This window comes from Pyxidicoccus fallax, assembly GCF_012933655.1.
GTDB classification, from domain to species: Bacteria; Myxococcota; Myxococcia; order Myxococcales; family Myxococcaceae; genus Myxococcus; species Myxococcus fallax.
Map to the genome: position 1 here is coordinate 18,969 of NZ_JABBJJ010000139.1, position 11,670 is coordinate 30,638.

12 protein-coding genes are annotated in these 11,670 nt (G+C 71.1%); 1 reads left to right on the forward strand and 11 read right to left on the reverse strand.

All coding sequences use genetic code 11. The annotated features are described in order from the left end of the window. Nucleotides 1–11 precede the first annotated feature (11 nt). The 5 genes from HG543_RS27070 to HG543_RS27090 form a co-directional block, all read right to left on the reverse strand. Nucleotides 12–212: a hypothetical protein gene (locus HG543_RS27070; protein WP_169347760.1), complete on the reverse strand. Its 201-nt coding sequence runs from the start codon at nt 210–212 to the stop codon at nt 12–14. A gap of 57 nt (nt 213–269) precedes the next feature. Beyond that, the gene (locus HG543_RS27075; RefSeq protein WP_169347761.1) at nt 270–494 is read right to left on the reverse strand and encodes a DUF3618 domain-containing protein; all 225 of its coding nucleotides are present in this window, start codon (nt 492–494) and stop codon (nt 270–272) included. Beyond that, the gene (locus HG543_RS27080; protein WP_169347762.1) at nt 484–945 is read right to left on the reverse strand and encodes a phage holin family protein; all 462 of its coding nucleotides are present in this window, start codon (nt 943–945) and stop codon (nt 484–486) included. Before HG543_RS27080 ends, HG543_RS27075 begins: the two co-directional genes overlap by 11 nt. Nucleotides 946–1,087: 142 nt before the next feature. Beyond that, nucleotides 1,088–1,852, reverse strand: a complete 765-nt coding sequence (locus HG543_RS27085; protein ID WP_169347763.1) for an endonuclease/exonuclease/phosphatase family protein — start codon at nt 1,850–1,852, stop codon at nt 1,088–1,090. Between the two features lie 9 nt (nt 1,853–1,861). Beyond that, nucleotides 1,862–2,389, reverse strand: coding sequence for a hypothetical protein (locus tag HG543_RS27090; RefSeq protein WP_169347764.1), 528 nt, complete (start codon nt 2,387–2,389; stop codon nt 1,862–1,864). Between the two features lie 277 nt (nt 2,390–2,666). On the opposite strand from HG543_RS27090, the gene HG543_RS27095 reads away from it, so the two are divergent. Then, nucleotides 2,667–3,659, forward strand: coding sequence for a M23 family metallopeptidase (locus tag HG543_RS27095; RefSeq protein ID WP_169347765.1), 993 nt, complete (start codon nt 2,667–2,669; stop codon nt 3,657–3,659). Between the two features lie 16 nt (nt 3,660–3,675). On the opposite strand, the gene HG543_RS27100 is transcribed toward HG543_RS27095, so the two are convergent. From HG543_RS27100 to HG543_RS27125, 6 genes are all read right to left on the reverse strand, one after another. Further along, nucleotides 3,676–4,473 (reverse strand): enoyl-CoA hydratase/isomerase family protein, encoded by a 798-nt coding sequence (locus HG543_RS27100; RefSeq protein ID WP_169347766.1) that lies wholly within the window; start codon nt 4,471–4,473, stop codon nt 3,676–3,678. Continuing rightward, nucleotides 4,407–5,123 carry a TetR family transcriptional regulator gene (locus HG543_RS27105; RefSeq protein ID WP_169347767.1) on the reverse strand — a complete coding sequence of 239 codons (717 nt, stop codon included), beginning with the start codon at nt 5,121–5,123 and terminating at the stop codon, nt 4,407–4,409. Before HG543_RS27105 ends, HG543_RS27100 begins: the two co-directional genes overlap by 67 nt. Nucleotides 5,124–5,238: 115 nt before the next feature. After that, nucleotides 5,239–6,858, reverse strand: coding sequence for an Ig-like domain-containing protein (locus HG543_RS27110; RefSeq protein ID WP_246357325.1), 1,620 nt, complete (start codon nt 6,856–6,858; stop codon nt 5,239–5,241). 86 nt (nt 6,859–6,944) lie between these two features. Continuing rightward, a complete protein-coding gene (locus tag HG543_RS27115; RefSeq protein WP_163996972.1) occupies nt 6,945–7,295 on the reverse strand; it encodes a helix-turn-helix domain-containing protein in 351 nt (116 codons plus the stop codon). A 60-nt stretch (nt 7,296–7,355) separates the two neighbouring features. Further along, nucleotides 7,356–10,085, reverse strand: coding sequence for an LPS-assembly protein LptD (locus HG543_RS27120; protein WP_169347768.1), 2,730 nt, complete (start codon nt 10,083–10,085; stop codon nt 7,356–7,358). A gap of 46 nt (nt 10,086–10,131) precedes the next feature. Continuing rightward, nucleotides 10,132–11,538, reverse strand: coding sequence for an AMIN domain-containing protein (locus tag HG543_RS27125; protein ID WP_169347769.1), 1,407 nt, complete (start codon nt 11,536–11,538; stop codon nt 10,132–10,134). Nucleotides 11,539–11,670 lie beyond the last annotated feature (132 nt).

Sequence of the window (11,670 nt, forward strand, 5' to 3'; positions counted from 1 at the left end):
TTCGGAAAGCCTTAGCGGCGCGAGGCGATGCGGCCGACGAGGAAGCCAATGGCCACCGCGCCCAGCAGGCACGTGCCCGGGTTGGCCCGGATGAAGCTCACCATCCGCGTGTTCAGATCCACCAGGTTCTGCCGCGCCTCATCAATCTGCGGCACCACGCGGTCCTGCAGCTGCCGGGCCCGGTCCGCCATCTGCTGGGGGTTCATCTCCATTGAAGCCATCTCCTCTTTCAGGGGGTGAAACGAAAAAAAGCAGTCGCGACGCCCGCGCTACCGGCGCGAGCCCAGCCAATACCCGATGACGAAGGCCCCGCCGATGCACGCGTACGGATGGCGGCGCACCCACTGACGCCAGTCGGCGGCCACCGCCACCTCCTCGCGCAGCGCGCTCACCGACGTGGCCAGCTCCGCGCGCGTGCGCTCGATTTCCGCGCGCAGCTCGGCGCTGCTCCGCGCCGAAGGGGGGGCCTTGGGAAGTCCATTGCTAGCGGCCATTCTGAGGCTCCTTGAAGAGTTCGCTGTCCGCGCCCCGGACCGTATTCACGGGGCCCCCCGCCGCGGAGTGGGTGATGGCCGCCATGCTCCGCGACAGCTCGCTGGACGTGTCGTCCATCACACGCCGCGCCTGCAGCCGCTTCACCGCCCAGAGCGCGCCACCCGCGCCGCCCACCAGGTTCACCAGCCCCACCCCGCCCAGCGCGCCGGCCCAGCCCATCCACGTGGCCAGCACCGCCGCCAGCGCGCCGCACACGAAGGCGTAGCCCACCAGGATGAAGGGCACGAAGGCGGCGATCATCGCCACGTCCAGCCCCGTCGCCTTGATGTCCTCGGCCAGCTCCAGCCGCGCGAGCTGCAGGTGCTGCGTCACCAGACGGCTGAACCCGTCCGCCATGCGCCCGACGAGCGCGGAGAATCCGCGGTCGGTCTGTTCACTGCCCATCTGCATGTGCTTCTCCGGCCGGCGCCCACGTCCTCACGGGTGGGGGCCAACCTAGGCACCCCGCCTCCGCGCGACAACCACGTCACGTCGGATCTGTCCGGCGTTCGCAAGCGTCGGCCACTGAACGCGAACGCCGGCCTCCCCAAGGCTAGCCGATGAGCTGCACCGGAGGAGAGAGGGGGGTCTCGACGGCGATGGGCGCCTCCAGCCGCATCACCAGCGGCAGGTGGTCCGAAGCCACCCGGCTCAGCTCGGTGCGGTGCGGGTGGATTTCCAGGGGGCGCACCCCCGCGTCCACGTAGATGCGGTCCAACCGCAACAGCGGCATCCGGGTGGGATAGGTGCGGGCCGGCGCGCGCAGCTCCAGGGCCGCGTCGTGGATGGCCTTGCGCACCAGCGACGGCACCGCCCCGTTGCCCAGGTAGTTGAAGTCCCCGCACACCACCAGCGGGTCCTTGCGCGCCGCCTCGCGGAGGATGTCCGAGGACAAGAGCAGCGCCTCCTGCCGGCGCCGCTCGCTCATGCGCAGCCCCAGGTGCAGGCTGAAGACGTGCAGCTGCGTGCCGCCGCCCAAATCGAGGTCGCAGCGCAGCGCGCCCCGCGGCTCGCGCCGGCCCACGCTCAGGTCATAGTTCTTCGACTTGAGGATGGGCAGCCGCGACAGAATCGCGTTTCCGTAGCGCCGGCCGTTGCGCACCACGTTGGGGCCGAAGGCCATGTGCAGCCCGAGCATGTCCGCCAGGTGCTCGGGCTGGTCCTCTCGGGGCGTGACGGCGCGGAAGTCACCCACCTCCTGGAGGGCGACGATGTCCGCGTTCACCTCGCGGAGCACCGCGCCCACACGCTCCAGGTCGAAGCGGCCGTCCGTCCCGATGCCGCTGTGGATGTTGTACGAGACGAGCGTCAGCTCCACGCGCGCGGCTCACCCGTTGACGGGAAGGATGCGGCGCGCGGCCATGCGCACCACCTCGAAGGGCAGCGACGCCAACCGGGAGACGGCCTTCGCCGCGTCTCCCAACCCGCCCTGGATGGCCTGCAGCTGGCGCTGCGCCTCGTCCATCAAATCGCCCAGCCGGCCGCGCGGCGGCAGCTCCTTCGTGGGAGGCAGCGCGCCGATGGGCGCCGTGGCGCCGATGGAGGGCTCGGGGGCCTTCGCGGCGCGCTGCTGCTTCTTCGCCTTGGCGGGCTTGAACTCGGGGCCGTGGGAGAACTTGGCGTCCGGCGTGGGCCGGGCGAGCTCCTCCAGCTCCTTCTCCATCTGGTGCGCCGTGTAGAGCTCCTCCGTCTGGGCGTGGGCCTTTCCGTAGTGGATGCCCTCGTGGCTGCCCATCTCCTCCGGATGGGCGCCAGACTTCTTCAGGCGCGCCTTGTCCTCGTGACGCAGGCTGCGCTTCTGCGCCGGCAGCGTTTTCGGGACCTGGAAGTGGTCGAAGCTATAGGGACGAGGCATCCGCGAATCTCCAAGAATCGAGTCCGCCCAGAAGCTAGGGAGCCCCCTGGTCCTCGGGTACGCCTTGACGGCACATGTCCTGGCCGCCCGCCTCCTCTCCTTCCTTCCGGCCACCGACGCGCCGCGGCGTGTCTGTCCAACCCTCCGCAATACTTCACGGTCGCGGGCCCCTCGTGGAGCAGGCGGCGGAGCACGCTGGAGCAGCCGGCGTGTCGAGCGCTCCAAACATCTTCCCGCGGTGGGAAGAGCGGCGCCTCGCGTGGTGTAAGAACGGCCCATGCCTCCGCTCCCCGCTGGCCGGAAGTATTCCACCTCTCCCTACCTGCTGCTCGCCCTGCTCGCCCTCGGTGCGAAGGCGCGGGCCTCCGAGTCGTCTCCCCTCCCCGTCGCCGCGCGTCCCGTGGAAGCGCCGCCCCTGGCGGAGGGCCGGCCCGTGCTGACGCTGCAGCCCGCGGCGGCCAAGCCGGGAGACCCGGTGGTGGTGTCCGTGCGCGGCATGGCGGAGCTGCCCTCGGGCACGCTGGGCGGACGTCCCCTGCACTTCTTCCCGTGGGGCGAGGGCTTCATGGCCGTCACCGGCCTGCCGGTGGAGCTGGGCCCGGGCACGGCCGCGGTGAAGGTGCTCGGCCCGGCCGCGCCCGGCGCCGCGCCGCTGGAGCTGACCAGCGAGCTGAACGTCCTCGAGCCGGGCTACCGCGAGCGCGAGCTGAAGGTGTCCGGAAAGTACGTGGAGCCGCCGGCCAGCGTGAAGACGCGCATGGCGGAGGACCGCAAGGCCTTCGCGGCCGCCTTCTCCCAGCCCTTCGCGGCGCCCCTCTTCGGGCAGAACTTCGCCTGGCCGCGGCAGGACCGCATCACCGCGCCCTACGGAGACCGCCGCACCTTCAACGGCAAGCTGTCCAGCCAGCACTTCGGCGTGGACCTCGACGGGGACCCGGGCACGCCCGTGACGGCCGCCAATGACGGCACCGTGGTGATGACGCGCGACAACTACTCCGCCGGCAAGACGGTCATCGTCCACCACGGCGCGGGCCTCTACACGACGTACTTCCACCTGTCCCGCATCACCGTGAAGAACGGCACACCCGTGAAGCAGGGCCAGCGCCTGGGCCTCGTGGGCGGCACCGGCCGCGTCACCGGCCCCCACCTCCACTGGGGCGTGAAGGTGGATGACCTCTGGGTGGATGGCGAGGTGCTGCTGCGCCTCGACTTCTTCCCCTCCGCGGCCCCGGGCGTGGCCAGCGGGTCCACCGAGCTGGGGACTCCGTAACCGGAGTCCCGGGGCCTCAGCGGTCGTTCCACTTCGGCGGGCGCTTCTCCAGGAACGCGGAGATGCCCTCGCCAGCGTCGTCGGCGAGCACGTTCAGCGACAGCTGCGACGCGAGGTACTCCAGCGCGGCCGGCAGGGGCATGTCCTCCGCCGTGAAGAAGGCGCGGCGGCCCAGCGCCAGCACCGCCTGGCTCTTGCCGGCCAGCTTCCCCGCCAGCGCGCCCACCGCCGCGTCCAGCTCCGCCGCCGGCACCACCCGGTTGACGAGCCCCAGCGCCAGCGCGTCGCGCGCGGGCACCCTGTCTCCCGTGAGCACCAGCTCCAGCGCCCGCTTGCGGCCCAGGTGCCGCTGCAACAGCGCCATCATCATCATGGGGAACAGCCCCACGTCGATTTCCGGCGTGCCCAGCTCCGCGCCCTCCACCATCACCGCCAAATCACACGCGAGCACCAGCCCCAGGCCGCCCGCCAGCGCGTGGCCGTTGACGCGGGCCACCGTGGGCTTGCGCAGCTCCTGGAAGCGCGCCAGCAGCCGCCCATAGGAGCGCCGCCCCTCGTGCGTCGCCAGGAAGCCCTCGTCGCCCGCCATCGTCCCGAGGTCGCCACCCGCGCAGAAGACCTTCTCGCCCGCGCCGGTGAGCACCAGCACGCGGACCGCCGCGTCCGACTCGGCGCGCTCCAGCGCGGCCATCAACCCGCGCACCACCCCGGGGGACAGCGCGTTGCGGGCCTTGGGCCGGTCGATGGTCAGGAGCGCTTGGGGGCCTTGGACTTCGTAGCGGACTTCTCCAGCGGCTTCTCCGACGACTTCCATGCGGACTCCTCTTCGCCGTGGGCGCCCGAGAGGACGCCGTAAAGGAAGGAGTCGGCGATCTGCGCCTTGGCCCGCTCCAGCGCGGCGAGGTCGCGCGAGTCGGTCAGCCCCACGACGAAGGCCGTCAGCCCCATCTCGATGTTGCCGAAGAGGAGCGCGGAGGCCAGGTGCGGGTCCATGTCCGCGCGCAGCTCACCGGCGTCCTTCGCCTGCTGGAAGAGCCCCGAGCTCAGGCGGATGGCGTCCACGAAGGCCGTCTGCCGGTTGATGCGCGAGCCGGCCGGGCTGCGGGCAATCTCCAGGATGAGGACCTTCACCGCGCGCGGGTCCACCCGGTACGCCTCGAAGGCCACGTCCACGATGCCGCGCACCTTCTCCGCCAGCGCCCCTTCCGCCTCCACCACCGCGCGCACGCGCGTGACGAAGCCGCTCCAGCCCGTGTCGAACACGGTCTCCAGCAGCTCGTCCTTGTTCTTGAAGTAGTGGTAGACGAGCCCGTACGCGACGCCCGCCTCCTTGGCCACGTCCGCGATGCGGCAGCCGTGGTACCCCTTGCGGGCGAACACGTCGATGGCCGCGCGCAGGATGGTGCGGCGGCGCTCGCTCTCCCGCGAGCCGTTGTCCGCCGCCGTCTTGCTCTGCTGGCCCACGACGTCCTCCACCCGAGGGTGATTCACCAATCAACCGGAGGTGGGAACCTACGGAGCGAGGGCCCCGGGGTCAATGCCTTGTTGGCCGTCCCCAGGGCCCCTTCTGTTCCCTGCTTCAGCGCACCAGGCCACTCACGGTGGGGCCGACGATGACCACGCTGTGGCCCTCGAGCTGGGCGGCCGTGTAGTAGCACGTCGGCGCCACCGTCCAGGGCGCGGGGGGGCTGTTGATGGGGGGCTGCTCGCCACCGTCGGTGGGCGGCTCGTGGATGTCCTGCACCCGGTAGCTCTCGAACTTGAAGGACGGGTACGTCAGGGCCACGCCGGTGAGCGTGGGCGCCACCTTGACGGGGCCGGACGCGCCGCCATTGCAGCCGTCCTCCTCGGAGTTCTGGGCGATGCGGTTGTACCAGGGGTCCGACACCAGGAACTCGACCGTCTGGGAGCCGAAGTGGTCGACGATGAACGTCGTCGGGTCCACGGTGGGCAGCGGGCGGATCTGCCGGAACACCTCCGGCCCGTCCAGCGCGTGCGCCCAGCCCGTCCAGAGGATGCGCTCCTGCACCCAGATGAGCGTGGAGGCGTCGTGCCGGCCGTTCTTCCCGGTCCACTTGCCGTCGCCGTTGGAGTCCACGAAGCGCTCGTGCGGGTCCCACGTGCCGTTGTCGTTGTTGTCGACGAAGGGCTCGGTCAGGTCCTCGAACTCCTCGCCGGTGTCCCACTGGCCGTTGTTGTTGTTGTCGTCGTACGCCTCCTCGCCGCTGGTGATGGCGATGAGGGAGACGAGGTTGTCACGCGGGTTGTTGACCTTGCCCGGACGGATGGGGTCGTTGCGGCGCGGCTCGGGGCGGCGCTCGTAGGGGTTGATCTGCGTGCCGTAGCTGGCCAGCGGGTTCTCGGTCCACAGGAAGGGGTGCATCCACAGCGGGGCGACGTACTCGCCCGTGTGGGTCTCGTCCTTGGTGGGGGACCAGGTGAAGTCGACCGGCTGCACGTCCTCGGGCAGCGGCAGGGAGGACTTGTAGAGGACCTCGGCGTTGCCCACCACGTCCGTGGCCGACACCGCGCTGGGACCGATGGTGCCCGCCTCCGTGAGGAAGGACACCTGCGCGCCGATGATGCCGTCGCCGTTGCGGTCACCCACGTGGGCGATGCAGCTCACCTTCACGCCGGCGATGAGGTTGCGCGTCTCGTCCCAGGCGCCAATGGCGTGGTGCAGGCCCGAGCCCGGACCGGAGAACGAGCCACACTGGAAGGTGAACTGGCGGGCGCTGGACGTCGTCCCGGCGAAGCTCACCACCGGACTGACGGCCGTCTTCGACTCGCCGTCACCGGTGGCGGTGGCCACGACGACGACGGACGCGACACGGCCACCCCGGGCCACCACCTGCACCGAGACGATGCCGTCCTCGGCGTTGGTGACGCCCTCTTCCGGCGACAGCTCCACGCCGGGAACTTCCGACTGCAGCGAGAACGAGACGGGGGTGCCCGCCTGCGGTTGCCCGCGCGAGTCCACCGCGCGGAAGCGCAGCGTGGTGATTTCGCCCAGTCGCGGCTGAGCCGGTGACTGGTCCACGAACTCAAGTGTGGCGGGGACCGGCGACGAGCACGCCACGAACAACAAGCTCGCGAAGGCCACCCATGGGGCCAGACCCGGACGCATCAGCGGAGACTCCTTGAAGACGATGATGGAAGCGCGCTGTACGCAGGTGGCGCACAGCGACGCTTCCCTCATCTTCCCGGGCGACCTGCCGTCCAGTCAAGGACAGGACAGGAAGACCGGAGTCCCCTTGCGAACCGGGCCTGGCTCCGGGTGGGACGTCAGGCGGCGGAGCCGCTGAACATCACGCGCGCGACCCCGAGCAGGCGGTCCACGTCCCGGGCCGTGAGGCCGCGGGCACGCGCGAAGTCAGACAGGGGACGCAGCAGGTCCTCCGTCTGAGCAAGGGTCTGCTCCGTTCCCGTGAAGAGCTCACCCAGGCTGACGCCGAGGGCGTTCGCCAGGGCCGCCAGCGTCTCCACATGGGGGACACGCTCGCCGCGCTCAATCATGGAAAGGAAAGAGACGCTGATCTGAGCCCGCTCGGCGAGCTCTTCCTGCGTCCAGCGTTCCGGTCGCTGTGTGCGAAGCTCGCGGATGCGCTGACCGATTCGTTTTCCGAGGTCCGACACGAAATGACTTCTCCTGGCTGTTTCGAGGTTGGTGGAACCCCCACGCACGGCGGGTGATTCCTAGCCACCAGCACCAAATGATCCGAACCCGGCGACGCTGAGATTGATGCCGCCAAATTCCGGCGACTGATCCCGGCGCAGGATCAGAACCCCTTCGATGCGCCAGCAGTCACACGCCGGCCCGTAGGAGAGGCCGATGGTCTGCTGGGTCAGGGGTTTTGATTCCTGAGTTATCGGATCTTGGTAAAGCGGCTGCACATACGCTTCGTACCGCACTCCCAGCCCAAATCCGAGCGTCAAACGCGTACCCGCGATGAGGGCCTGCTCTCGCCTGGCCGGGGGGAGACCGGGAGCTTCGAACGATGCGCTGCCTACCAGGGTGTCCAGCCTACGACGTACGACATCGGGGCCAATGGCCAGGGGGTCGGCCCCCAGGGGTATCGCGGCGGCGTCGGTGGTGAGGAAGTCGTCGAACCGGGCGTAGAGGGCGGCGCCCTTGCCGTTGTCGATATTGAAGTCCGCGCTGAGCTGGAGGATTCGCCGGGTCTCCAGGTCGAAGCGGATCTGCCCGCCCGCCGTCAGCACGCCCGCGCTGGCGCTGAGGCGGGCGAAGGTGTCACGGAGCACCGGGCCCGTCTCCTCCGTCCGCCCGGCGACGGGGGCATGACGCGACAGGTCGAACCCCTGCCCCAGGCGCAGGCGAAGGGGCTCGCGGATGTCGGCGCCCCGCTTGAAGCCCAGCGTCTGATCCACGGCGAGCACGGCGTGCAGGAAGCCCCGGGTGCTGCCGTCCCGGCGCAGGGGAACCGCGGCGTCGATGGCGTCATAGGGCAGCGGCGTCGGGTCGTCGCCCGCGTCGACGAAGGGCACGCGGCCCAGGCCCGCGGCTCCCGCGGAGGGCACGTGCCCCCAGCCCCCGGGCACATAACGGACCTCCAGCGAGGGGGCGAGGGTGTGGCGGTAGGCCGTGCCCTGCCGGCCGGACCAGGTGGTGGCCACCTGGCTGTCCACCAGCAGCCCGGCCAGGGGATAGCCCCGCTGCCAGGTCTTCCCGGAGACCTCACCCACCCACACGTCCTGGCGCACCGCGAGCGAGGGAGAGACTCGCGCGTAGGGCCCCAGCTCGAAGGACGTGGACAGGCGGGGGAAGAAGTCCACGCGGTCTCGGGCCTCCCTGTCCTTCATGTTGAAGATGCCGTCGGACTGAAAGGCGTCGGGCCGCGCCCCTCCCGCCTCGGGGGTGTACCAGGCGGGGAAGTACTCGGAGAAGGGGTCGAAGCGCGCGTCGATGCCCTCGTCTCCGTGGCCCCCGGGCATCGGCGCGAGGCGGGAGTACTCCACGTTCAGCCCGCCCATCAGCCGCCCCACCAGGGGCCTGTCCAGCAGGGCCAGGGTGACGCCCGGGAGGCGCTGCATCGTGATGGGGCCCTTGAACTGGGACAGGGGCGGGGTCGTGGCCGCATCTCCCCGCTCGACGGGGAGGCTGTTGGCCGGGACGCGGTCGGCCTTGAAGAAGCTGTAGCCCCAGCGGATGTCCTGGCGCAGCGACACGTCCAGCCCGAGGTAGCGGTCCTCCCGGCGCTGGTGCACCGTGGCGGTGCTGCGCAGGTACTGGAACTCGCGCACGAGGATGTCCGCCGTGAGGTCGCGCGGGTAGAAGCCGTCCGACACGAAGGAGGCATCGATGCGGTCGTGCCAGCCGCCCCCCAGGTCCTGCGTGTGCTGCCAGGACGCCTCGCCCCGCAGCCCGCGGGCGCCGCCGGCAATCGCCAGCGTCCGCTCTCCGTTCTCCGCCAGCTCCCGGAAGTACCGGCCGTCCGGGTACCGCGGGTCGCGGACGGGCCGCAGGTCATAGAGCAGGCCCAGGGTGAGCCGGCCCCGGGTCCGCTCGCTGGGGACATAGCGGAACTCGGTCATCAGCCGGGGCCCCTGCACGCCCAGGTGGCGTGTCTCGCTGACGAACTTGTTATCGCCCGGGACGTAGCCGATGTAGTGGGGCTCGTTGCCGCCACCGGTGAAGTAGCCCGGCGTGAGGGTCACATCGTAGCTCGGCCCGAGCGTGATGAAGACGGGCTGCTCCAGGGCGAAGCCGTTGAGGCTGGAGATGCTGGGCTTGGGGATGAGCAGGCCCGAGCGCCGCTCGGCCAGGGGCAGGTAGAGCCAGGGCAGCGCGAAGACGGGCACCGAGCGCACGTACACGACGGGCCAGGACAGGGTGGCGCGCTCGCCGAGGGTAACGTTGGCGGAGCTGGCCTCCACGCGCCAGCTGGGCTCACCGGGGCCACACTCACAGGGGGTGAAGGCCAGGTCGTCCACGACGAAGGACTGGGGCCCGGTGCGGCGGATGCGGGTGCCGCTGAGGATGACGGGCGTCTCCCCCATGGCCCGCAGTTCCTGCGGCGTCTTGGCGGAGAGCATGGCCTCCAGCGTGACGCCGCGCTTCTGCATGAAGAGGCCGCCCTGGAGGTTGGCCTCGAACGAGCGCATGTCCACGCGCACCGAGTCCGCCACCGCGGCCATGCCGCCGGGCCCGACGAACATGACGTTGCCGTCGGCGGTGGCGACCTGGTTGGCCTCGTCGTACGTCACCTCGTCGGCGCGCAGCAGCATGTCCCCGGTGCGCAGCTCGCAGTGGCCGCGCGCGATGAGGACCTGCTTGTCGGCCTCGTAGGCGACGAAGTCCGCGGCCAGCTCCACCGTCTCGCCCGTGGGGAGCTGGACCTGTGTGGCGAGGGGAATCTGCGCCGAGGAAACGAGCAGCGCGGCGGCGAGCGGGACGAGGATGCTCATTCAGGGGTGACGGTATGCCGCGCCCGGGCCGCGCGGCGCGCCCTTTTCAACGCCCTGTGCGCTGGAAGTCCAATGAAATGACGTTGCCGTCCTGGCGGGCCTGGTAGGGGGCCTGCTGGCGCAGGTTGATGGTGACGCGCACCGCCCGGCCCGAGGCATCCGCCTCCACCCGCGTCACGGGGGAGTTGAAGAAGGACGTGTCCAGCGGACGGGTGTTGTTGCTCAGGTCGATGCGGGTGTTCTCCAGCTCCAGCACCACCGCGCCGCCCTCCTCGCTGACGGTGTAGCGCGCCGGCTCGTTGGTGCGCACGAAGACGCGCGAGGCGCCGGCCTGCTGCTGGAAGCCGACGAGCGTCATCGTCTTGCGGCGCGAGGACACCTCCACCGGGCCGGACGCGCCGCCGGAGACCTCCAGGCGCTCGCTCTCGCGCGGGGTGTTCATGGCGACGGCCTCGGACTTGCGGCTGGCGCGGGCCTCGGCCTGGCGCTGGCGGCGCTCCTCGGCGGCGGCCTCCTGCTCGGCGCGGCGCTCCTCGGCGGCGGCCTGGGCGGCGGCGCGGCGCTCCTCGGCGGCGGCCTCCTGCTGGGCGCGGCGCTCGTCGGCGGCGCTCTTCGCGGCGGCGCGGGCCTCCTCCTGCTGGCGCTTCTTCTCGTCGGCGGCGGCCTGGGCCGAGGCGCGGGCCTCCTCCTCCTGGCGCTTCTTGTCGTCGGCGGCGGCCTGGGCGGCGGCGCGACGCTCCTCCTCCTGACGCTTCTTGTCGTCGGCGGAGGCCTGGGCGGCGGCGCGGCGCTCCTCCTCCTGACGCTGGGCGGCGGCGCGGGCCTCCTCCTCCTGGCGTTTGCGGGCGTCGGCGTCCGCCTGGGCAGCGGCGGAGGCCTCGGCGGCGGCCTTCTCCTGGGCCTCCCGGTCGGCACGGGCGGCCGCGGCGGCATCGGCGGCGGCCTTCTCCTGAGCCTGGCGGTCCGCCTCGGCGGCGGCGGCGGCCTGGGCGGCGGAACCGTCCGTGGTGGGGGTGGCGGCGGGCGCGGCCTCCGGCTGGGCCGGCGCCTGCGCCACGGCCTGGCCTCCGCCCCCGGCGACCCGGATGACGAGGTTGTTTCCGTTGGCCTGGATGTCCGTCTCCACCTCGCGCTCGTAGCCGATGAGCACGCGGGCGATGGCGGAGGCGTCCGAGCCGTAGCTCGCGGTGCGGATGCCCGTCACCGTGCCATTGCCAATCTGCAGCTCCTCCGGGACGTTGGAGAAGACGGCCTCGGAGATGTCGATGACGAGCCGCGGCGGGTCCGTCATCGTGAAGGTGGTGAAGTTCGGCTTCTTCGTGCCGGCAATGGTGACGGTGCCGCCATTCACCTGCACGCCGGTGATGGTGTTCAGGTCCGCGGCCGGCGCCTGCGCGAGCGCCACCATGGGCACGAGCACGACACCGAGCAGCCACACGGCAAAGGCCTTCATCGACCACTCCCCTTCACGTTGACAGAGAGCGCGGATGCTAGCACGCGCCCTCGACCCTCCAACTTTCCGTCCGGAGTCGACGGGCGCCAACCACGCGCCCCCACCGCGTGCCGCCCCCACGGACACCCATCC